Annotated in this window: 18 protein-coding genes and 1 pseudogene; 10 read left to right on the plus strand and 9 right to left on the minus strand. The window is 72.8% G+C overall.

The window, feature by feature from the left end; genetic code table 11:
- Positions 1–42 precede the first annotated feature (42 nt).
- Positions 43–729, minus strand: a complete 687-nt coding sequence (gene pdxH / locus J8M50_RS05950; RefSeq protein WP_010357792.1) for a pyridoxamine 5'-phosphate oxidase — start codon at positions 727–729, stop codon at positions 43–45.
- Between the two features lie 431 nt (positions 730–1160).
- Between pdxH and J8M50_RS05955 the strand changes: the two genes are divergently transcribed.
- Complete coding sequence (locus tag J8M50_RS05955) at positions 1161–2261, plus strand: citrate synthase 2 (protein ID WP_010357793.1); 1101 nt, start codon at positions 1161–1163, stop codon at positions 2259–2261.
- Positions 2262–2288: 27 nt separating this feature from the next.
- On the opposite strand, the gene J8M50_RS05960 is transcribed toward J8M50_RS05955, so the two are convergent.
- Entirely contained in the window at positions 2289–3305 is a 1017-nt protein-coding gene (locus tag J8M50_RS05960; protein WP_010357794.1) for an isopenicillin N synthase family dioxygenase, read from the minus strand.
- Positions 3306–3908: 603 nt separating this feature from the next.
- On the opposite strand from J8M50_RS05960, the gene J8M50_RS05965 reads away from it, so the two are divergent.
- Positions 3909–4400: a GNAT family N-acetyltransferase gene (locus J8M50_RS05965; protein ID WP_050987357.1), complete on the plus strand. Its 492-nt coding sequence runs from the start codon at positions 3909–3911 to the stop codon at positions 4398–4400.
- A gap of 42 nt (positions 4401–4442) precedes the next feature.
- Positions 4443–5846, plus strand: coding sequence for a PAS domain-containing protein (locus J8M50_RS05970; RefSeq protein WP_010357796.1), 1404 nt, complete (start codon positions 4443–4445; stop codon positions 5844–5846).
- 8 nt (positions 5847–5854) lie between these two features.
- Here the strand turns inward: J8M50_RS05970 and J8M50_RS05975 are convergent, their stop codons facing one another.
- Entirely contained in the window at positions 5855–6610 is a 756-nt protein-coding gene (locus tag J8M50_RS05975) for an SIS domain-containing protein (RefSeq protein WP_010357797.1), read from the minus strand.
- Between the two features lie 269 nt (positions 6611–6879).
- On the opposite strand from J8M50_RS05975, the gene J8M50_RS05980 reads away from it, so the two are divergent.
- Together J8M50_RS05980 and J8M50_RS05985 are read left to right on the plus strand one after the other, a co-directional pair.
- Positions 6880–7572, plus strand: coding sequence for an iron-dependent transcriptional repressor DtxR (locus tag J8M50_RS05980; protein ID WP_010357798.1), 693 nt, complete (start codon positions 6880–6882; stop codon positions 7570–7572).
- A 1770-nt stretch (positions 7573–9342) separates the two neighbouring features.
- Positions 9343–10116, plus strand: a pseudogene (locus J8M50_RS05985) (alpha/beta fold hydrolase); the annotation flags it as partial.
- A gap of 185 nt (positions 10117–10301) precedes the next feature.
- Here the strand turns inward: J8M50_RS05985 and J8M50_RS05990 are convergent.
- On the minus strand, positions 10302–10964 hold the full coding sequence (locus J8M50_RS05990; protein ID WP_010357800.1) for a bifunctional DNA primase/polymerase: 663 nt from the start codon (positions 10962–10964) through the stop codon (positions 10302–10304).
- Positions 10965–11377: 413 nt separating this feature from the next.
- Between J8M50_RS05990 and J8M50_RS05995 the strand changes: the two genes are divergently transcribed.
- Positions 11378–12763: an NsdA family TPR-like regulatory protein gene (locus J8M50_RS05995; RefSeq protein ID WP_010357801.1), complete on the plus strand. Its 1386-nt coding sequence runs from the start codon at positions 11378–11380 to the stop codon at positions 12761–12763.
- Positions 12764–12923: 160 nt separating this feature from the next.
- Positions 12924–14513, plus strand: coding sequence for a YML083C domain-containing protein (locus tag J8M50_RS06000; protein ID WP_010357802.1), 1590 nt, complete (start codon positions 12924–12926; stop codon positions 14511–14513).
- A gap of 3 nt (positions 14514–14516) precedes the next feature.
- Here the strand turns inward: J8M50_RS06000 and J8M50_RS06005 are convergent, their stop codons facing one another.
- The gene (locus J8M50_RS06005; RefSeq protein ID WP_029184377.1) at positions 14517–15836 is read right to left on the minus strand and encodes an ABC transporter substrate-binding protein; all 1320 of its coding nucleotides are present in this window, start codon (positions 15834–15836) and stop codon (positions 14517–14519) included.
- Between the two features lie 140 nt (positions 15837–15976).
- On the opposite strand from J8M50_RS06005, the gene J8M50_RS06010 reads away from it, so the two are divergent.
- Positions 15977–16477 carry an SCO4402 family protein gene (locus tag J8M50_RS06010; RefSeq protein ID WP_029184378.1) on the plus strand — a complete coding sequence of 167 codons (501 nt, stop codon included), beginning with the start codon at positions 15977–15979 and terminating at the stop codon, positions 16475–16477.
- Positions 16478–16671: 194 nt separating this feature from the next.
- Positions 16672–17553 (plus strand): formyltetrahydrofolate deformylase, encoded by an 882-nt coding sequence (gene purU, locus J8M50_RS06015; RefSeq protein WP_010357805.1) that lies wholly within the window; start codon positions 16672–16674, stop codon positions 17551–17553.
- 167 nt (positions 17554–17720) lie between these two features.
- On the opposite strand, the gene J8M50_RS06020 is transcribed toward purU, so the two are convergent.
- On the minus strand, positions 17721–18965 hold the full coding sequence (locus J8M50_RS06020) for an MDMPI N domain containing protein (RefSeq protein ID WP_223786170.1): 1245 nt from the start codon (positions 18963–18965) through the stop codon (positions 17721–17723).
- A complete protein-coding gene (locus tag J8M50_RS06025) occupies positions 18962–19549 on the minus strand; it encodes a sigma-70 family RNA polymerase sigma factor (RefSeq protein ID WP_010357807.1) in 588 nt (195 codons plus the stop codon). Before J8M50_RS06025 ends, J8M50_RS06020 begins: the two co-directional genes overlap by 4 nt.
- Before the next feature lie 382 nt (positions 19550–19931).
- Here J8M50_RS06025 and J8M50_RS06030 point away from each other — a divergent pair, with 382 nt between their 5' ends.
- Positions 19932–20315 (plus strand): STAS domain-containing protein, encoded by a 384-nt coding sequence (locus J8M50_RS06030; protein ID WP_010357808.1) that lies wholly within the window; start codon positions 19932–19934, stop codon positions 20313–20315.
- Between the two features lie 27 nt (positions 20316–20342).
- On the opposite strand, the gene kilB is transcribed toward J8M50_RS06030, so the two are convergent.
- Both kilB and J8M50_RS06040 read right to left on the minus strand, forming a co-directional pair.
- A complete protein-coding gene (kilB, locus tag J8M50_RS06035; RefSeq protein ID WP_029184379.1) occupies positions 20343–20807 on the minus strand; it encodes a plasmid transfer protein KilB in 465 nt (154 codons plus the stop codon).
- Positions 20808–20841: 34 nt separating this feature from the next.
- On the minus strand, positions 20842–22344 hold the full coding sequence (locus J8M50_RS06040; RefSeq protein WP_010357811.1) for a class I adenylate-forming enzyme family protein: 1503 nt from the start codon (positions 22342–22344) through the stop codon (positions 20842–20844).
- Positions 22345–22471: the final 127 nt, after the last annotated feature.

Below are 22471 nucleotides of genomic sequence, written 5' to 3' on the forward strand. Positions count from 1 at the left end.
GCCCAGCGGCGCACGGGTACAAGAAATCGAGGCCCCGGCGCCTCAGGGGCTCAGCCGCTCCACCCGCCACCCCCCGTCCGCCTCCTCGACGTACCGCAGCCGGTCGTGGAGGCGGTTCTCCCGGCCCTGCCAGAACTCGACCGACTGGGGAGCCACCCGGAAACCGCCCCAGTGCGGGGGCACCGGGACCTGCTCCCCCTCGGGATAGCGCGCCGTCAGTTCGGCGTACGACGCGTCGAGTTCCGCGCGGGACGGGACGACTGAGGACTGTGCGCTGGCCCAGGCGCCGAGCTGGGAGCCGTGCGGGCGGGTGCGGAAGTACGCGGCCGTCTCGTCGCGCCCGGTACGGCGCGCCACGCCGTGCACGATGACCTGGCGGGCCATCGGGTGCCAGGGGAACAGCAGGGAGACGTACGGGTTTCCGGCGAGGTCGCGGGCCTTGCGGGAGCCGTAGTTCGTGTAGAAGACGAACCCCTGCTCGTCGAAGTGCTTCAGCAGCACCGTGCGCGCGCTGGGCCGCCCCTCGGTGTCGGCGGTGGAGACGACCATCGCGTTCGGCTCGAACAGGTGTGCCTCGGCGGCGGCCTGCTTGAACCAGCGGGCGAACTGCTCCACCGGGGTCGCGGCAAGGTCCTCCTCGGCAAGACCCTCCGCCCGGTACTGCGTACGCATCGCGGCGGGATCGGGGGAGGCGGCGTCGTGATCGTTCACGCGGTCATCCTGCCGCATCAGCGGGCGCGCGCGGGGTGGTCTGCCGGAACGCGCAGGCGCGCGGGACCGCCGTACGGCCCAGGCATGTTCCGGCGCTCCACCGGGCACCCTTTGGGTGGCACTCAGTGCCGTACGACCTCCCCAAAGGTGACACCCGGGGATATGGTGCTGATGCCGCACAGCAGGAGCCGCAACCGGCTGTGCCGCACCGAACCGAGCTGCACGCGAACCGAGCACGCGAGAACACGGTCATGCGTGAACGACCGCCCCCCGCGCGCCCGCGTCCCGCGCACGAACAACGCCGCACACCGACCCGGACCGCGCGCGAACGCCGGCCGTACCCGAGAACGACCCGCACCCGAAACCGAGCAGCACGCGGGAACGACCGCCCTCGCGCACGCGCGCCGGCCGCCGAGAACATCCCGCCCCACACATCGAGGAGCCGCCTGATGTCCGACTTCGTACCCGGTCTCGAAGGAGTCGTCGCGTTCGAGACGGAGATCGCCGAACCGGACAAGGAGGGCGGCGCCCTGCGGTACCGGGGCGTCGACATCGAGGACCTGGTGGGGCACGTCTCGTTCGGGAACGTCTGGGGTCTGCTGGTCGACGGCGCGTTCGACCCCGGGCTGCCGGCCGCCGAGCCGTTCCCGATCCCGGTGCACTCCGGGGACATCAGGGTCGACGTGCAGTCCGCGCTGGCCATGCTGGCCCCTGTGTGGGGCCTGAAGCCCCTCCTGGACATCGACGAGGGTCAGGCACGCGACGACCTCGCGCGGGCCGCTGTGATGGCCCTCTCGTACGTCGCGCAGTCCGCGCGCGGGCAGGGGCGGCCGATGGTGCCGCAGCGGGAGATCGACAAGGCGCGCTCCGTCGTCGAACGGTTCATGATCCGCTGGCGCGGCGAGCCGGATCCGAGGCACGTCGCCGCCGTCGACGCGTACTGGACGTCCGCCGCCGAGCACGGCATGAACGCGTCGACGTTCACCGCGCGCGTGATCGCCTCCACCGGCGCGGACGTCGCCGCCGCGCTCTCCGGCGCCGTGGGGGCCATGTCCGGCCCGCTGCACGGGGGCGCGCCCTCGCGCGTGCTGGGCATGATCGAGGAGATCGAGCGCACGGGGGACGCCGACGGGTACGTCCGTCAGGCGCTCGACCGGGGTGAGCGGCTGATGGGCTTCGGGCACCGCGTCTACCGCGCCGAGGACCCTCGCGCGCGCGTGCTGCGGCGTACCGCGCGGGAACTCGGCGCGCCCCGGTTCGAGGTCGCCGAGGCCCTGGAGAAGGCCGCCCTCGCCGAGCTGCACGCGCGCCGTCCCGACCGGGTGCTCGCCACCAACGTCGAGTTCTGGGCGGCGATCGTCCTCGACTTCGCGGAGGTGCCGGCGCACATGTTCACGTCGATGTTCACGTGCGCGCGTACGGCGGGGTGGTCGGCGCACATCCTGGAGCAGAAGCGGACGGGGCGGCTGGTGCGGCCCTCGGCGCGGTACATCGGTCCGGCGGGCCGGGACCCGCGCGAGATCGACGGGTACGACGGCCTCACCGGCTGACGCCGAACGGAGCACGCGCGCGGGGCACTACGCCGGCGACAACAGCCCCGCGTGATGCCTCTCCGCCACCAGCGGATGTGCCCTCAGCTTCCCCTTCAGCTCGTTGAACCCGTACTCCGCGAACAAGGGGTTCGCCGGGTCCGTCGTCACCCCGCGCGCGGACGCCGCGTGCGGGAACGCCAGCGGCTCCACGCGCGCGTCCAGGCGCGGGTTGTAGAAGAACGGCACGGAGAAACGTTCCACGGCTGTCGGCGGGGAGACGACGCGGTGGTTGGTGGCGAGCAGGTAGCCGTTGGTCGCGACCTCCAGCAGCTCGCCCAGGTTGACGACGAAGGCGCCCTCCAGGGGCGGCACGTCGTGGAAGAGGCCGTCCTCGCGCTGGACCTGGAGGCCGCCCACCCGGTCCTGGAGGAGCAGCGTGAGGAAGCCGTAGTCCTTGTGCTCGCCGACGCCCTGGTCGGCGCCGTTCCCGGCGTTCCCGGGGTAGCGGACGAGCTTCAGGTGCGGGTGCGCGTGCGCGCCGAACGCGGGGTCGTAGAAGCCGGGATCGGCGCCTATGGACGCCAGCAGCTCGTGCAGGAGCTTCGCGGAGACGGCGCTGAGGCGGTCGATCCAGCGCAGCGCGGCGGTGCGCAGTTCGGGCAGCGAGGCGGGCCACTGGTTGGGGCCTTCGAGCCACCAGTACGGAGCCTCGCCGGGGCCCGGCACGCGCGCGGGGCGCTCGGCGCCGATGTCGAGCTGGTCGCGCCAGTCCTGGCGGCCGGCGGTGCGCTCGTCGCCCGTGCGCGTGTAGCCGCGGAAGTGCGGCGAGTTCACGTTGTCGAGGGCGAGGCGCTCGGCCTCCGGCAGTGCGAAGAAGCGCCGCATCGCCGTCAGCAGGGCGGCCGTCTCGCCGTCCGGCACGCCGTGGCCCACGAGCTGGAAGAAGCCGACGTCGTGCGCGGCGCTGTGCAGGCGCTCGTGCAGCCGCGCACGCGCGCGGGGGCCCGCGTCCGCCGCGGAGAGGTCGATGATCGGGAGCTGCTGGTACGACGGGTTCGTCATGGTGCGTCCGTAGGTGTACGGGGGCCGACCCGCCGCCGTGGGTGGGGCGCGGGCGCGGGTGCCGGGTGAGCAGGAGGCGACGGCCCTGGAGGGCGGCCGGGAATGCGGGCTGGAGGCTCAGACGGAGCGTCGACAGCCCATGCTCGTGACGCGGACGTAGTCCACGTGGCGGCGTCGAACGAGCGGAAGCATGAACCCCAGGTTACCGCTCGGCGAAAGATTCGTACGTGGCGTGGATCACGCCCCGGAAATCCTCCGGAACGCACGGAAACGCAGGCGACCCGCGAGTCGGGTTCCTCCGTGGAGGAGCCGGCCGGACGTACCGGCGACTCGCGGGTCGGGTGACTGCATTGGGACTGGGCCGGCGGCGCGCAACACTCACGCGCGGGTCCGGCACCGCACTGCGGGTGACGGGCGCTAGCCCGCAGTCACCTCACGCGTCCGGTTTCCATACATCTGCCGAACCACCTCCCTTCTCGTGTGCCCCACACCCTAGGAACCACCTCCGGGACACCTCAACCGGTTTTTCCGGCCCGACTTTTCCGATGACGCCGCCCGGCACCCCGCGTTGACACGCGCGCAGGTGCGTGTTCGGCTTTTCGTGTGATCGGCTTTCGTATCGAATCCGCCGTGGGCGAGCGGCCATTGGAACAGTGGCGGCACGTCCACAACACCGTCGTGCCGCCTGCGGCGCTGTCCCTGGCCGAGGTCGAGGAGCGTGCGGGGCGGTATCGGCTGGAGAACGCCTACGTGGGGGATGTGCTCGTCGGCTGCTCGACCGTGCGGCCCCCGCGCGAGGAGGACCGGACTGCGACCGTCATCGCGCGCGTGCTGCCCGAGTTCCGGGGGCGCGGGTACGGCGGGGCGCTGTACCGGCACGCCCTCGCGTACGCGCGCGGGCTCGGTGCCGAGGTCGTCGAGACCTGTGTGCTGGCCGTGAACACCGATGGACTGGCGTTCGCCCGCGCACGCGGGTTCGACGAGGTCGAGCGGTACACCCTGGAGGACGGCGACGACTGGTGGGTCGATCTGAGGACTCCGAATCTCGGACCGGCTTCCGGGAACACCGTGTGGGCTGAGTCACGTTCCAGTTGAATGAAGGGCGAGTGAGCGAACCGACGCTGGCAGGGGGTCCAGGTGAGCGCTTCCCGGCGTAGGGGGACCACCGACGAGCTGGGCCCCGACGAGCCCGGCAGGGACGGGCCGTCCGGGTCCGACCTGCTCGCCGCGCTGCTGGACGGCATGGACGCGGCGCTGTGCGCGTTCGACGTCGACGGGGTCGTCACGCACTGGAACCGCGAGGCGGAGCGCATCCTCGGGTGGAGCGCCGAGGAGGCGGTGGGCCGGCACGGCTTCGCGGGCTGGGCGGTGCGCAGCGCCGACGCCGAGGAGGTCGAGGGCCGGCTGATGGCCGCCATGCACGCGGCCGGGCGCCAGGTGCACGAGTTCGCGCTCCTCACCAAGGACGGCGGCCGGGTCCTCGTCCGCACCCAGTCGTCCGCCGTGCGCGGGCCCGACGGCAAGCCCGCCGGGCTGTACTGCGCCTTCAGCGAGGTGCACGCGCAGATCGACCTGGAGCGGTCCATCGCGCTCAGCGAGGCCCTGTTCGAGGACGCCTCCTGGGGCGTCGTCCTGATCGACGCCGACCTGCGCCCCGCCGTCGTCAACCCGCACGCCGCGCAGGCGCTTGGCACAGGCCGTACGGCTGTCCTGGGCCGTCCGCTGGGCGAGCTGCTCACGTACGGCGTCCAGGAGCTGGAGAGCGCCCTCACGCACGTCCTCGCCGAGGGCGCCCCGCCCGCGCCCGCCGAGATGTGGATCGGCGTGCGCACCCCCGACGGCGAGAAGCGGCGCTGCTGGCGCAGCGGCTTCGTACGGCTCTCCTCGCCGCTCGCGGAGGAGCCCGTGCCGCTGGGCGTCGGCTGGCTCTTCCAAGACGTCACGGAGGCCAAGCAGGGCGAGCAGGAGGCGTCCCTGCTGCGCTTCCGCGCCAACCAGCTGCACCGTGCCGCGCGCGCGGCGGCCGAGTGCGAGGACGCCGCCGAGGCCGCGACCGTCCACCTCGACTTCGCGCTCGCCGGGTTCGCCGACCACGTCTTCCTGGACCGCCTCCACGGCACCCCGCGCGCGGACGCCGACCTCGTCACGCCCGTACGGCTCGTGCGCGTCGCCTCCACCCCCGCCGGCGGCCCCGGGCCGAGCGTCCTGAGCACCCACCCCGGGCTCCCCGTCGGCTACCCGGAGGGCCACCCGGCGCTCCAGTGCGTCGCCCGCGGGGGCACCGTCCGCGCCGGAGCCGCCGGCATCCCCGCTGACCAGGCCCGCGTCTGGGCGCGCACCCGCCAGTGGCCCGAGGACACCGTCCACGCCCTGTCCACGGTCCTGCGCAGCCGGGGGCGCACGCTGGGCGCGGTCACGTTCCTGCGCGGGCGCGGGCGTACGGCGTTCGAGCGCGCCGACACGACGTATGCGGAGGACGTCGCCGTACGGATCGCGGCGGCGCTGGATCTGGCCGGGGTGACGGGGCAGGAGCGGGGGTAGGACCGGCGTCAGTTGCCGTGGAAGATCCGGTCGCCGTACTTCTCCAGCACGCGCGCGTTCCACTCGTGGCCGCCGTCTACGTTCCCCGAGCGCAGGAGGGGTGGTTCCACGCCGCGTGCGGCCAGGGCGGCGGACGTCGTTGCCGCCACCGCCTGGAGGAGGGCCGAGGTGACGACCGTGGAGGCGGGGGCGAAGGGGGCGGGGACGTCGGTGAGGGTCAGTGTGGCGTCGCCGACCGGGATCTTGGAGTCGAGGACCAGGTCGCAGTGGTCCTTGAGGAACGTGCCCGAGGAGTGGCGGGAGGACGTCTCGCGCGCGTACGCGAGCGACGTGACGCCGATGACCTTCACTCCGCGTGCGCGCGCGTGGAGGGCCATCTCCACGGGGAGCGGGTTGCGGCCCGACAGGGACACGATGATCAGCGCGTCGTCCGCGCGCAGGGGCGAGGTCTCCAGGACGACTTGGGCGAGGCCGTCCACGCGCTCCAGCGCGGAGCCGAGCGTCGCGGGCCGTACGTCCACGCCGACCAGGCCCGGCACCGACAGCAGGTTCATCACCGCGAGGCCGCCCGCGCGGTAGACGAGGTCCTGTGCCGCGAGCGAGGAGTGGCCCGCGCCGAAGGCGAACAGGCGGCCTCCCGCCACGACGGTGTCGGCCAGCAGCTCGCCCGCCGCCTCGACCGCACCGGCCTCCTCCGCGCGCACGCGCTCCAGCAGTGCGAGGGCGGCCTCGAAGAACCGCTCACCGACCTCTGAGCCACCCATCGTCGAGCTCCTTCGCGCCGTGCCCGTCCGTTCCGCGGATCACCGTGCGGTCTGGACCAGTGCGGTGTCAATACGGGGGTGTCCGGGAGGTGGTGTGCGGGTGACGCCTGGTGATCGGGAAGCGGTGCGGCCCTCCCGGGAGGGGGCTCGCGGGAAGGGGTTTCGCCGGCGCGGCACGGTTGTCAGTGGTATCCGGCAGAATTGGGGACAGGGCCAGCGCACGCGCCGAGAGCCGTCCAGCCTTCGGCAGAGCAAATCGAGGGGCACGAATGTCCGGACTGATCGACACCACGGAGATGTATCTCCGCACCATCCTCGAGCTGGAGGAGGAAGGTGTGGTCCCCATGCGCGCCCGGATCGCCGAGCGGCTCGACCAGAGCGGGCCGACGGTGAGCCAGACGGTCGCGCGCATGGAGCGCGACGGTCTCGTCTCCGTTGCCACGGACCGGCACCTGGAGCTGACCGACGAGGGGCGCCGTCTCGCCACGCGCGTGATGCGCAAGCACCGCCTCGCCGAGTGCCTCCTGGTCGACGTCATCGGGCTGGAGTGGGAGCAGGTCCACGCGGAGGCGTGCCGGTGGGAGCACGTGATGAGCGAGGCCGTCGAGCGCCGCGTCCTGGAGCTCCTGCGCCACCCCACCGAGTCGCCCTACGGCAACCCCATCCCCGGCCTGGAGGAGCTCGGCGAGAAGGACGGCGCCGACCCGTTCCTCGACGAGGGCATGGTCTCCCTCGCCGACCTCGACCCCGGTACGGAGGGCAAGACCGTCGTCGTCCGCCGCATCGGCGAGCCCATCCAGACGGACGCGCAGCTCATGTACACGCTCCGGCGCGCGGGCGTCCAGCCCGGGTCCGTCGTCAGCGTGACGGAGTCGGCGGGCGGGGTGCTGGTCGGCAGCGGCGGGGAGGCGGCGGAGCTGGAGTCGGACGTGGCGTCGCACGTGTTTGTGGCCAAGCGGTGAGGTGACGCGGGGCGCCGGGGCTCCGGGTTGGTGGGGGAACGGGGCTCGGGCTGGGGCGGCGCCTGGCTTCGGGCGGGTGCCGGGTGCTGGGCCGGGGGAGGGCTCTGGGGCGGTGGTGGGTGCCGTGCGACGAGCCGTGCCGGGACCGGGGGCGAGGGAGGGTGCCGGGCTGCTGGGCTGAGGTCGGGCTTCGGGGCGGCGGCGAGTGCGGGCGGTGAGCCGTGCCGGGGCGAGGGCGGGTGCCGGGTTGCCGGGCCGACGCTGGGCTCCGGGCTCAGGGGTGGCGGGTGTTGGGCGGGTGCCTGATGCCGGGGGCGCGCGGGGGCTTCGGGGCGGGATTGTGCGCCGAGTCCGTGCCGGGCGCCGAGTGTCCGGCTCCGGCGTGCCGGGGGCGAGGGCAGATGCCGGGTTGCCCGGTCGAGGCCGGGCTTCGGGGTGGTGGTGGGTGCCGCGCGATGAGCTGTGCCGGGTTCTGGGTTCCGAGGCGGCGGATGCCGGACGGTTGCCGATGCCAGGGGGCGCGCGCGAGGCCCGGGTCGGGATTGTGCGCCGGGTCGGTGTCGGGGGCCCAGTGCCCGGTGCCGGCGTCGGCTTCGGCGTCCCGTGTCGGGGCCGTGCAAGCGCCGCGTACCCGCGGGCGTGCGGGGCTTCATCGTGGGGCATGGTCAACTCCTGAGCCGCTCGCGGTGGTTGGGTTCCCTTCGGGAGTCCTGAAGCCGAAGATTCCCTGTACCGAATCGCAGCGCTCGGGCGCCGCGCGTGCGAGGCTGTCGCGTGAGGCATATGACCGGAGGGGGCGGGAAGATGTGCCGCAGACGTGAGAAGGGCCCCGGTGCCGTGAAGCACCGGGGCCTGTCCTCCCCTGTACCGACCCGGAGCCCCGAGCTCCCAGGGTCGTTCCCCTCGGACCGGTTTCCCCGGCCGGTCCGCCTCCCGCTGAAGATCTCCCCTCGGCAGCGGCGATCATTCCTTGAGCCCTGTCACTCGAACGAGCGGTGTTGCCGCCGGAGACTCGGTTTCTCGAATGTGCATTCGATACGCTGCGGGTGAGGGGCCGCAAAAGCGGAGGCCGCGCTTCGGGTGGGCGGGAGCGGGGCGGTCCGGCGGCGGGAGCAGGACACGGCGGTAGTGGTACGACGGCAGACACGAAGCGGTTGACTCGGACCGGTGGGCTCGAGCGGGAGCGGGCGGGCCGAGCGGAGCCAGGGGGGTGCCAGACCGATGGCGCGACGCATCGAGGTGACCGGGGCCGGCGGGGTACGCCTCGCGGCCTGGGAGTTCGGTGACCCGCCCAAGCAGATTCCGGACCAGCCGGGGGCGCGGGAGGGGGCCGGGCGGGGGCTGGGTCCTGCCGGGAACGGACGGGGAACACCGCCGGGCGCGGGTGCGCCGGGTGAGGGCCGCTCGGGGGACGGCTCCACGCGGGGTGCTCTTTCGGGTGGTTCTCGCGAGGCGGACGGCTTCGAGGCGGACGGCTTCGCGGGCGGCGGACCGGAGACGGGTCCTCATCGGGGCGGCGCGCCCCGGGGCGGTGCTCGCGAGGGGCGAGGCCCTGAAGGCGCCGGCTTCGAGGGCCGTGGCCGTGAGGGCGGGGCGAATCCGGGCGGCGCACTCCAGGACGGCGGCCGTGAGGGGGGCGCCCATCCGGGCGGCGCACACCAGGACGGCGGCCTTGAGCGCGACGCCCATCCGCGCGACGCCCATCCGCGCGACGCCCATCCGCGCGGCGCGCCCCAGACCGGTGACCGCACCCCCGGCAGCCCCGCCACCGACTCCGCCCCCGGCGTCCTCTTACTCCACGGCCTCATGGGCCGCGCCTCCCACTGGGCGTCCACCGCCCGCTGGCTCTCCGAGCGGCATCGCGCGGTGGCGTTGGACCAGCGGGGGCACGGGCAGAGCGAGAAGCCCCCGCAGGCCGCGTACACGCGTGAGGCGTACGTCGAGGACGCCGAGGCGGCGCTGGAGCAGCTCGGGCTCGGGCCCGCCGTACTCATCGGGCACGCGATGGGAGCGCTCACAGGCTGGCAGCTCGCCGCGAAGCGGCCCGATCTCGTGCGCGGGCTGATCGTCTGTGACATGCGGGCGTCCGCGCTGGGGGCGGCGTCCCAGCGGGAGTGGGCGGACTGGTTCAGGTCCTGGCCGGTGCCGTTCGCGACGCTCGCGGACGTCCGCAAGTGGTTCGGCGAGGACGACCCCTGGGTCGAGCGGCCCAACCCCGCGCGCGGGGCGTTCTACGCGGAGGTCATGCACGAGTCCGCGGACGGCTGGCGCCCCGTCTTCGAGCCCGAGCAGATGCTCAAGTCCCGCGAGACATGGGTGTACGACGCGCACTGGGAGGAACTCGCGCAGGTCCAGTGCCCGTCCCTGGTGGTCCGCGGCCTGGACGGCGAACTGGGCCGCGCCGAGGCCCAGGAGATGGTCCGCGTCCTCCCCCGGGGCCAGTACGCGGAGGTCTCCGACGCCGGCCACCTGGTCCACTACGACCAGCCGGAGGCCTGGCGAGCGGCGATCGAACCGTTCCTGGAGGGGGCGTTCGCGGAGTGAGGGACCCGGCCCCGCCGACGTACGAGCCCTGCCCCGGCGTACACGGCACCCCCACGAGTACCCGTGCAGAACACCCCCCACAAACCCCTCGGCCGGGCCCCACCCCCAGGCACCGCCTCCGCGGCATACCCCCCGGACCGGCGGGCCCGGCCAGTGTGAATGAACGCCCTTCAGGCGGAACGGAGTTACCGGTCCCGGCCGCACGCGTAGGCCAGCGGTGAGATCAGCTCCTCCGCGTCGGGGAGCCAACGGTTCGCGGCGGTGGGACGGCAGGCCCACTGGACGGCGCGAGAGCCGTGCCGGGTCGGCGGAGCGGCGACGTACGAACCCTCCCCGAGCACGTCGAGGTCGAGCGCGTCGGCCGACCAGCCGATGCGCCGCAGCAGGTCGGGAACCTTGACCGAGGCCCCGGGCAGGACGAAGAACTGCATCCGTCCGTCGGGCGAGAGGGTCACGGGCCCCAGCGTCAGCTCCATCCGCTCCATCCGCGCGAGCGCGAGGAACCCCGCGGTCTCGGGCACGGAGATCGCGTCGAAGGTGCGCCCGGTCGGCAGCAGGATGGACGCGGAGGGCTGTTTCTGCCACATCCTGCGGGCGACGGTCGCACTCCCCGTCGCCTGGGACGCCCAGTCGGGGCGCACGGGATGTGCGCCGGGCGCGGCGCACTTGGTGTCACCGCAGGAGCAGCGCTGCACTCCGTCGACGGCTTCCAGCCAGGTGCCGGAGAACACGTCCCAATGGCGCTCCTCGGCATAGCGGACGGCGGTTTCCAGCAGCGTTTCCCCGCGCTGCTTCGGGATTTGGGTGGCTTCGGCGACGCCGGCAATGGTCTCTTCCACGGTGAGCACAACTCTAGCGGTCACGAGGGGTTACGCGTGCCCGAGAGCTTGGGCGGAAGCGGGCTCCCGGACGGCTCTGACGGATGTTCAAGTGCGCGGGGGAGAGCACCGGTTCGGCCTTCGGGGCGCATGGGTGCACGTCCGGGGGCGCGTGGCAGGAAAGCGCCGCGGAACGGGTAGTCACAAACCGGGGGGAACGGGGAGTCACGTCCAGGGCAGCGCTCCGCCCGATACCCCGGCAATCCTCGCAAGTCCCGCATTTTCGTCAGGCAGGCGGGGCACTGATCTTCACGGCCGGATTTTTTCGGTTACGGGTCCGGATCCTGAACAGCCGGACCCGAGGACGACCAACCCGGAGCCGACCGGTGGAAGACACGTCAACTCGGTGCGTGGCAGGCACCGCAGCCACAGGGGGTTACGCCATGGCCGCAAGGCCGCTTGTCGCGCGGCAGCCGAACGAACGGTTGCAGGCGCTCATCCAGGAGGCGGGGTGCTCGAACGCCGGGCTCGCCCGCCGGGTCAACATGTGCGGGGCGGAGCACGGCCTCGACCTGCGCTACGACAAGACGTCCGTGGCCCGCTGGCTGCGCGGACAGCAACCGCGGGGCCGCGCACCGGCGATCATCGCCGAGGCGCTGGGCCGCAAACTCGGCCGTACGGTCACGATCGACGAGATCGGCATGGCCAACGGCAAGAACCTCGCCTCGGGCGTCGGCCTCCAGTTCTCCCCGACGGTCCTCGGCGCGATCGAGCAGGTCTGCGAGCTGTGGCGCAGCGACGTGGGCCGCCGCGACTTCCTCTCGGGCTCCTCGGTCGCCGCCTCGGCGCTCGTCGAACCCAGCCGCGACTGGCTGATCTCCGCGCCGGACGCGCAGGTCGCCCGCTCGGCGGGCCCGCGCGTGGGCCAGTCCGACGTCTCCGCCGTCCGCGCGATGACGCAAGCCCTCGTCGACCTCGACCACCAGTACGGCAGCGGGCACGTGCGCCCCGTCGTCGTCCACTACCTCAACAGCGTCGTCTCCGGACTGCTCGCCGGCTCCTACCGGGAGGCGGTGGGGCGGGACTTGTTCGCGGCGGTCGCCCGACTGACCGAGCTGGCGGGGTACATGGCCGTCGACACGGGCCAACCGGGCCTCGCGCAGCGGTACTACATCCAGTCCCTGCGGCTCGCGCAGGCGGCGGGGGACAGAGGCTACGGCGGGTACGTCCTCGCCGCGTCCATGAGCCACCTCGCCGCCCAGCTCGGGAACCCGCGCGAGATCGCCCAGCTGGCGCGCGCCGCGCAGGAGGGCGCGCGTGGGCGCGTCACCCCGCGCGCGGAGTCGATGTTCCACGCCGCCGAGGCCCGCGGCCACGCCCTCCTCGGCGACGTACGCGCCGCCCAGCTGTCGTCCTCCCGCGCGCTGTCCGCGCTGGAGGCCGCCGGCACCGACACCGGGGACGACCCGCCCTGGATCGCCCACTTCGACGAGGCGTACCTCGCCGACGAACTCGCCCACTGCCACCGCGACCTCGGCCAGGCGGAGGCCGCCGCCCGCTGCGCCGAACAGTCCCTCGCCGGCCACCCGCCCACGCGCGCGCGCCGCCGCGCCATCGGGTACGTCCTGCTCGCCACCGCGCAGGTCCAGCAGCGCGAGATCGAGCAGGCCTGCCACACCGGCCTCAAGGCCATCGACCTCCTGGAGACCCTCCGCTCCAACCGGGGCGCGGAGTACCTCGACGACCTCCAGCAGCGCCTGGAGCCCTACCGGGACGAGCCCGTCGTCCGGGAGTTCGGGGCCCGCCTCGACCTCCAGACGGCGGCCTGAGCACGCACACCGGACCGCCGTACCCACGAGTACGGCGGTCGGCGCTGTTAGTGACGTCACAGCGCCGCAGGTCACGGCCTGAGCTGTGTGGTACGGGATTCCGGGGACCCGGTAGCGTGAGCCGACGACTGTCGTGTAGTCCCCCGTTCGGAGGAGTCCCGTGACGCAGAGTGGACAGGGCGAGGAGCCCTCGGCGCGGCCCGCGCGCGAAGGCATCGTGCTGCCCTCCGACGGCGGTGCGCCGCTGCTGCCGGGCATGACGGGCGCGGCGGCGCTCCCTCCGCCTCCCCGGTACGACCCCCAGCCGGACCCCGCTCCGCCGGTCGCCGGCCACGGCTGGACACCGCCCCCGGCGCAGCCGTCCCACCCGTCCACGCAGAGCTGGCCGCTGCCCCCCGAGGGCGGCGAGTCGCCGGTGACGTACGGACAGGGGGCGCCGGCCCCCTCGTACGGCCAGACCCCCTCGTACGACCAGCAGGCCGCCTACCAGCAGCCGTACGAGCCGCCCGCCACCTACGGCCAGAGCACGCCGCTGCCGCCGATGGACGAGGGCGCGACGCAGTACATCCCGCCGGTGACGGACGGCGGCTACCCGGGCCAGGCGCAGAACATGGGCGGATTCCCGGGCCAGTACCCGGGCGCCGGTGGATTCCAGGGCTCCGAGGGCGCCACGCAGTACCTGCCGCCGGTCGTCGACGGGCCCAACCCGGCCGCCGGGGGCGCGTACTCCCCGGACGGCGCGACGCAGTACCTCCCGCCCGTCCCGGCCGTCGAGGAGGGCGCGACGCAGGTCCTCCCGCCGGTCACCCCGGGCGCGCTGCCTCCGGAGATGGGCGGCTACCCGGGCGCGATGCCGTCGCCCGGCGACTCCGAGGCCACCCAGGTCATCCCGCCCGTGCCCGCGGGCGGCGGCGCCCCCGCCGGGTTCGAGAACCTGTTCCGCGACGAGCCCGGGGCGGCCACGTCCGGGGGAATTCCGCCGCAGCAGGGTTACGGACAGCCCCAGCAGGGGTACGGCCGTCCGCCGCAGCAGGCCCCGTACGGCCGGCAGCCCGCGCCCGCGCCGTACGCCCAGCAGCCCTCGTACGACTACGACGACGACGCGCGCGGGCGGGGTCGCCGCAGCCGTTCCAAGGTGCCGTTGATCGTCGCGGCGGGCGTCGCGCTCGCGGTCGTCGGGATAGGCGCCGGGGCCCTGATGGGCAGCGGCGGGGACGACGACAAGGCGAACAGCACGAACGTCGCCGCGTCCGCCGACCCCAGCGGGGACACCGGCACGAAGGCCGGGGACGGCGCCGAGGCGCAGGCCGCCGCGCTGGACAAGCTGCTCGCGGACAGCGGCAGCAGCCGCGCGACGGTGATCGGCGCGGTCGCCGACGTCAAGGCGTGCGACAACCTGGACAAGGCCGCCGCCGACCTGCGCGACGCCGCAGGCCAGCGCAACGACCTGGTGACCAAGCTGTCCGCCCTGTCCGTCGACAAACTCCCCGACCACCAGGCCCTCACCGGCGCCCTCACCAAGGCGTGGCACGCCTCCGCCGCCGCCGACGACCACTACGCCGCCTGGGCCGACCAGGTCGCCGACGACAAGAAGGGCTGCCGCAAGGGCCAGGCCCGTACGACGTCCGAGACGGCGGCCGGGAACAAGGAGAGCGGCACGGCGACGCAGCAGAAGGCGAAGGCGGCGGCGCTGTGGAACGTCATCGCGAAGAAGTACGGGCTGACGGAGCGGCAGCCGACGCAGCTGTGAGGGTTACCGCAGGCTCGCCGCCTGGAGCGACTTCGTCACGTCCACGAAGTCGCCGCGGGCGGCCACCAGCCGTCCCTGGCGCACCACTTGGAGCGTCACGGCCGAGTTGACCATCCGGGGGAAGCCGACCGACCCGAGGCGCCCGGAGAACTCCCAGCCGAGGGTGGGAGTGAGGCCGCCGGTGTCGACCTTCAGGCCGTCGTCGAGAGCGCCCCGCAGTGAACCGGCCGTCACATCTTCACCCTTGAGGGACTCGACGGCCTGTTTGAGGACCATGAACGCGAGGTACGTCGTCTGGACTCCCGTGTCCTCCGCGTCGATCCGCGTGTCGGAGAACGCCTCCTCCTTGATGACCTTCTTCATCCCGTCCCACCGCCGGTCGCTCGCGACGGGGTACCAGCCGGTGACGTACGCCCCCTCGTACGGACTGCTCGCGCCGCCCGTCGAGTCGATCTCCGTCTGGTCGACGCTGCCGAGCACGGACGCCGTCCGCACCTCGGGGTACTCGGCGCGGACCCGGCGGAAGGAGTCCATGAAGATGCTCGTCCGGTCACCGAGCGCCGGGACGACGCACCCCTTCTTCGCCTTGTTCGCCGCCGGCCCGCGGGTCGCCTCCTTGAGCGCGGCCTCGGCCGCCGTACCGTACTCGGCCGCGTCCTCGGCGGCCCGCTGGTCGTCCGACGCTGCGTGGCCGCCCGTCTCCAGGCCCGCGTCCAGCATCACCGGCTGCGGGTCGCCCGCGATCGTGTCCGGCCGTACCAGCGCGATCCGGCCGCAGGTCTTCGCGAGCTCCTCGCCGAGCCCCGCGAGCAGGGCCGGCTGGCCGCCGTTCACCGGGTACGACAGGGGGCTCGTGAACTCGTTCTCGGTGACGCCGTAGCCGCCTATGTACGGGACGCCCGCGCCCTCCAGCGGCGGGAAGAACGACTTGGAGTACTGGCTGTACGAGCCGACGACCGCGACCGCGCCCTCCTTGACCGCCTGCCGCGCGCACGTCGCCGCGCCCACCGTGTCGTTGTGGTCGTTGCAGGTCAGGACCTTGAGGTCGTGGCCGCCCAGACCGCCGTTGTCGTTCACCCAGCGCGCGTACGCCTGCGCGAAGGCCGGCATCCCCGGCTTGTTCGTCGCGCCGGTGTCCTGCGGGGCCCACGTCATCACCACGACGGGGTCGTCCCCGGCACCCCCCGTGGTACCGGGGATGGCCCCGCATCCGGCGACGAGCGACGCGCCGGCCACCAGAGTCGCCGTTCTGGTTCTGACAGACCTGGTGAAGCGGCCGGTCCTGGGGAGGAAGGTGCTGCGCGTGCGTCGCCTGCCGGTCATGGACACACACGCTTCCGTCACATCCCCAACTCGGGAGTCACTCGCGGTCAACGTGAGGTGACGCGGAGGTGAATTACGCGGGGTCTCGGGGGCGGGGGTGGCAGGCAGGGCCGTCCGGGGTGTCGGCGATCATAGGATCCATGACCTTGCAAGGACCGGAGAACCCTTCCCGTCGGGGCCGTCGCTCATCCACCATGGGCGTCATGCCACTCAACGACATGCCGTGGTGGCGCTGGCGCAGCAATGTGCGTTCCGCGCTGCACATGCTCTCCGATCCCGGTTTCCAGCGGGGCGTCTGGCTCGCCGGCGCCGAGGGGTACGGCGACGTCACCGACGCCGTGTACCGCCTCGTCGAGGACACCTGGCTCGACAACTGGTCGGCCGAGAAGTACGTGGGCACGATCTTCCGGGACTCGCAGGAGGCGGCGCTCGTCGATACGGCCGTGCTGCGGGTGCTGCGGATCATGCATCAGGTGGGGCCGGATGCGCCCGTCTCCGCGTATCTCGATCATGCGGGGTGGGGGGAGGCGGTTCGGGCGGCGCGGGATGCGCATGTGCGGATGGCTGTCGCCGACGGGGAGGATCCGGAGGGGGCGCCGCAGACGTTGGAGGTGCTGCGGATGGTTACGCGGGCGGTTTAGGGGGCTTGTGGTTGGTGGGCGGGTGCGGGTCCGCTGTGGCCGTTCGCGCAGTTCCCCGCGCCCCTAAAAAATCCGGTCCGCACCGCGTTTTTTAGGGGCGCGGGGAACTGCGCGAGAAACCACGACGCACCCGCACCCGCCCACCCACTGGAACCCCCCGAGACCCCCCGCGTACATATGGGACCCTGTCCGACATGAACGCGCAGTCCAGCCCCGCCGCCGCCCCGGCCCAGCAGTACATCCTCACCCTCTCCTGCCCCGACAAGGCCGGCATCGTGCACGCCGTGTCCAGCTACCTGTTCATGACCGGGTGCAACATCGAGGACAGCCAGCAGTTCGGCGACCACGACACGGGCCTGTTCTTCATGCGCGTCCATTTCTCCGCCGAGGAACCCCTCACCACCGACAAGCTGCGCGCCAGCTTCGCCGCGATCGGCGACTCGTTCCACATGGACTGGCAGATCAACCGCGCCGACGAACGCACCCGCATCGTCCTCATGGTCAGCAAGTTCGGCCACTGCCTGAACGACCTGCTGTTCCGCGCACGCACCGGCGCACTGCCGGTCGACATCGCCGCCGTCGTCTCCAACCACACGGACTTCGCGGAACTGGTCGGCTCGTACGGCATCCCCTTCCACCACATCCCGGTGACGAAGGACACGAAGTCCGACGCGGAGGCCCGCCTCCTGGAGATCGTCCGCGAGGAGAACGTCGAGCTGGTGGTCCTCGCCCGCTACATGCAGGTCCTGTCGGACGACCTGTGCAAGCAGCTCAGCGGCCGGATCATCAACATCCACCACTCGTTCCTCCCCAGCTTCAAGGGCGCGAAGCCGTACCACCAGGCGCATACGCGGGGCGTGAAGCTGATCGGCGCGACGGCGCACTATGTGACGGCCGACCTCGACGAGGGCCCGATCATCGAGCAGGAGGTCGAACGGGTGGGCCACGACGTCACGCCGGACCAGCTGGTGGCGATCGGCCGCGATGTGGAGTGCCAGGCGCTGGCGCGAGCGGTGAAGTGGCACGCGGAACGCAGGATCCTGCTGAACGGCCGTCGCACGGTGGTGTTCGCGTAGCAGCTCGGGTGGTGCTGACGGGTGGGCGGGTGCGGGTCCGCTGTGGCCGTTCGCGCAGTTCCCCGCGCCCCTAAAAGACCGGCTCGCACCGTTGTTTTTCAGGGGCGCGGGGAACTGCGCGAGCAACCACATACAACCCGCACCCGCCGACGAACCTCCCCCACCCCCTACATCCGGCTCAACGCCGCCGCAGCGAACAGCACATCCCTGATCGCCTCCCGATCCCCGACCTGCCCCGCAGCCGCATCGTCCGGCGCGATGTGCCCCGCCGCGAGCTGACAGAACTCGACCCCGTCCAACGCGACGTGAGCGACCTCGTACTCGGCGGACCCGACAGCCGCAGGCGAGTCGAGCGGGATGAACCACTCACCCCCACCGAGCCCCTCGATCTCCAGCCGAAGACTGCGCCCAGGGTGGCCCGCAGGGACGAGGTGACGCGTACGCCCCGGAGACGCGAGCCCGGCAAGACGCCGCTCAGCCAGCGCAGCAGGCAGCATCCGCGCGGCCAGCTCGATCATCGCGCGAAGATGACGCGGCGCGGGAGGATCGTACGGATAGTCCACGGCCTGCGCGATGTCGTCCGCATGGACCCAGCACTCGAAGGCCCGGTCCAGCAGCGCATCCCGCAGGGGCAGCTCGAAATCACCGTAGGACACCCCGAGCCCCCCGGCGGAGCCGCCCGTGAAGGACGCGGTCCGCACGATGTCGTGGGCCTGGGCCCGCCAGGGCGCGCGCACGGTACGGGTGTGCGGAAACCGGGTGCTGCGCCAGGAGAACTCGGTCCGGGCGACGGGCCCGCACCCCACGTCGTCCGCACCCCCGCGCAGCGGATCGTCGAGCCCGAGCGCGACGGCGACGAGCCCGTCGACCGCGTGGAGGTGCGCGATGACCCCGGCGACGGTGGTGCGCCGGTTCTCCTGCCGCTCCCCGGTGAACCACCGCAGCCGTACGGGCGCGTGCCACTCGGAGTCCCCGAAGTCCTGGAGCAGCGCGTCGAGCCGCGCGGCCTCCGCGTCGTACGACAGGGCCCACTCCGGCACGGGGATGCGCGGCGGACGCCGTTCGAGACAGCTCGCGAGGACCCGCGTACGCAGCCCGGGGTCGAGGTCGAGCGGCTCGGGACGCTGGAGCAGCCCGACGGCCTCGCGCAGCCGCCGCGCCTCGTCGGCGCAGGCCCCGCACCCGCCGAGCAGTGACTTGAGCACCGGGTGCTCCAGAGGGGGTGTCGGCGGTGCGGGGACGCCCCCGCCTTCCTGTCGTACGGCGGGGTACGCCGCGTCGTCCTCGGCGGCGGCGCGCGGCAGCGGTATCCGGGGCGAGGGCCGGCCGGGACCCGGGGTGCCGGGCACGCCTGGGGCGCCGTACTCGTCCGGGTCGAAGGGGTCCTCGGCGTGCCGGTCGGCGTTGGTCATGCCGCACCCCCGTAGCCGGGGCCGGGTGGTGCGCCGGGTGCCGCGCTGTCGTGGGCCGTGGACAGCAGCTGGAGGCCGAGGCGGAGCCGGCGGCGCGCCTCGTCCTCGGTGACGCCGAGGTCGGCGGCGGTCTGGCGGTAGTCGCGGCGCTGGAAGTAGGCGAGTTCGAGCGCGCTGCGCAGGGGTGTCGGCATGGACTGGACGATGTAGTCGGCGCGGGCGGCGACCGAGGCGTGCCGGACGCGGTGTTCGAGGTCCTCGGGGGAGCCGGAGGAGCCGTGCGCGAGGTCGGCGGCGCCGGTGTCGCGCAGGTGCTGGACGGCGAGGCGGTGGGTGAGGGCGGCGATCCAGGTGCGCAGGGGGCCCTGCTTGGGGTCGTACGCGTCGGGGTGCTGCCACACGTGCGTGAACACCTCGCGCGTGATGCGGTCGGCTCCGCGCTCGTCCCCGAGCACGCGGTGGGCGAGGCCGTGCACGAGCGAAGCGAATCGGTCGTACAGCTCGCCGAGCGCCGCCGCCTCTCCGCGTGCCAGCCGCTGCTGCATCTTGCGGTCCCAGCGGGGCAGTGCGTCCTTCTTCGCCATGCGGCCCCCTCCACCCGTTTCTGCCGTCACCTCGAATGTAGTCGCCCCCTCTGACATCGCACGCTCGTTTGTCGCATTGTGCTCCCCGGACCCGTCATGGGGTGATAAAGGGGCTCTTCTGCCCGCCTCGTCCGCCGCCTACCCTGTTCCGGCGCGATCAAGCCATGATCGAAACGGATCATTTCCCGACCGATCGTGCACGGATCGCGCACCGGTGGTGCCCGGACATGACGCGACGGGAACCAGCCTCCTTCGCCTGGTGTCCGTTTCCCGCCCCGTGTTTCGGGGAACGGCCGGTGGGCAGCCGCGCTGCAAGGAAACGAGGGGAAGCGAAGGGACCGCTTCCGGGGGACGTCCGTTTCCGGACCGGCGAGCGAAGGGCGTGGTGGTGGCGATCAAAGTGACCGGTGAGGAGCGGGGCCGCTGGGCCGTGCTCCATGTGACGGGCGAACTGGACCTGGTCACCTCGACCAGCCTGCGCCGACGGGTCCACGACGAGGTGGCCGAGGGCCGTCACCTCCTCGTCCTCGACCTCTCCGGCGTCCGGTTCTGCGACTCCAGCGGCGTCGGCGTCCTCATCGCCGCCCGCCGCCTCCTGCGCTCCTGCGGCGGCCGGCTGCGCCTCGTCCTCCCGGCGGGCGGCGGCCAGGACGCGCACGTTAACAAGGTCTTCGGCGCGCTCGGCGTGCGGCGGCTGTTCGACGTGTACGCGAGCCTCGACGAGGCGACGACGGAGGAGGAACTGCCGAGCCAGGTGTCGGCGTAGCCGGTCGCCTCTACAGCGCCCCCGGTGTCACAGTGTCCGCCCGGCCTCGGTCACGAAGGCCGTCACCGCCGCGCGCGTGATGTCGCGGCGTGTCTCCAGCTCGGCCCGGTCGGGAGCCCTGTGCAGCTGGTCGGTCAGCTCCAGAGCCTCGCGCGCCCGCGCGACCAGCGCCTCGTCCGACGTGAGCATCTGGACGCGGAACAGCGCCTCCTGGACCGTCGTCCGCTGCGCGTACCCCTCCAGGCGGGCCCGGCGCGCCTCCTGAGGCTCGTTGTCCTCGTGCAGCCGGAACCACCGGTCCAGCAGCACCCGCCGGTAGGTGACCAGCGCCCCCGCGTACGCGGAGTACGCGGCCATCCGCTCCTGCCGCAGCCGCTCGTCGCGCGCGAAGCGCTCCGCCCGCTCGGCCGCCCGGACCTGGAACCGGTGGGTGAGCCCCGCGCCGAGCAGGGTCCCCAGCACCGCCACGAGACTCGCCGTCAACGTCTCCACGCCGGACAGTTGATCACACCACCCCGTCCCCTTCTCAACCCTGCGAATACCGCTCCCGCAGCTTGTACTTGAGTACCTTGCGCAGCGTCTCGTTGCGCGGCAGCGCTTCGACCACCTCCAGCCGCTCCGGCAGCTTGTGCGCCGAGAGCCCCTGCTCGCGGAGGTAGGCGACGACGCCCGCCAGGCTCAACTCGCCCTGTCCGTCCGCCGGTTCCACCACCGCGCACACCAACTCCCCGCGCTCCGCGTCCGGCAGCCCCACCACCGCGGCCTCCCCGATGCCGGGGTGCGCGGCGAGGAGGTCCTCGATCTCCTTCGCGGAGACGTTCTCGCCCTTGCGGATGATGACGTCCTTCAGCCGCCCGGTGAGGACGAGGTGCCCGGTGGGGGTGACGTACCCGAGGTCGCCGGTGCGCAGGAACCCGTCCGCGTCGAATGCCTCGGCGGTCTGCTCGGGGTCCAGGTACCCCTGGCAGACGGCCTCCCCGCGCAGCCGCACCTCGCTGTCGACGATGCGTATCTCCATCCCTTCCGGCGGTCTCCCCTCTGTCGTCGCCAGGTTCTCCGGGGTGTCGTCCGGCGAGCCCATCGTGATCATCGGTACCTCGGTCATGCCGTATCCGTGCGTCAGCTGGACCTCCAGCTCCCGTACCACCGCGTGGTACACCTCCGGCGGCTTCGGCGCTCCGCCGCCCGCGAGGAGCCTCAGCGTCGGGATCACCTTCGTCCCCGGCTGCTTGCGCTGCTCCGCGAGGAACATCGAGTAGAACGCCGTCGACCCGCCCGCCACCGTCACGCCGTGCCGCCGGAACTCTCCGAGCGCCTCGGGGAGGGCGAACCGCTCGAACATCACCGCCGGGAAGCCGTAGAGCAGCAGCATCACCATGTAGTCCGGCCCCCCGATGTGGGCGTACGGGAAGGCCATCGACCCCACGTCCGTCTCCGACAGGCGCAGTGCGTGGGCGAGGCAGGCACCCCCGGCGATGAGCGAGCGGTCTGTGTGGAGAACTCCCTTGGGGTCCGAGGTCGTTCCCGAGGTCCAGTAGATCCACCGAACGGAGTAACCGTCGCTGGGCGGAGCAGGCAGAACGGCCGGATCTCCGGTGGGCAGCCGGTCGTACGCCTCGAAGATCCCCTTCGCGCCGAGCCGCCGTGCCAGGCCGGTGTGGTCGAAGTCCCGCCAGACGCCCGGCACGGCGAAGAACTCGGCCCTGGACTCCCGCAGCGCGAAGCCGACCTCGCGGTCCCGGTAGAACGGGATCACGGGGCTCTGGACGGCGCCCAGGCGCGCGAGCGCGAAGGACAGGACGGCCGTCTCGATCCGGGTGGGGAGCTGCCAGGCGACGACCGTGCCGGGGCGCACCCCCATGCCGTACAGGCCGGCCGCCGTGCGCTCGGCGCCGTCGCGCAGCTCGCCGAACGTCAGCGCGCGGTCGTCCTGGAGGAGCACCGGGCGGTCGGGGGTGAGGGCGGCGCGGCGGTCGAGGAGTTCCCAGAGGGTGCGGGCGGAGCTCAGCGCGTGCGCGGTGTCGGTCACTTCGGACCCCCTGCTTCTCTGACGGATCGTCAGATCGTAGGAGCGTGCGCCTTGTCGGTCCAGGGGTGCGGGGCTAGTCTGCGCGTGACGACAGGATCTGACGGTCCATCAGATATCGGGAGTGGGG

The organism is Streptomyces acidiscabies (genome assembly GCF_020010905.1).
In the GTDB taxonomy this organism is placed as follows: domain Bacteria; phylum Actinomycetota; class Actinomycetes; order Streptomycetales; family Streptomycetaceae; genus Streptomyces; species Streptomyces acidiscabies.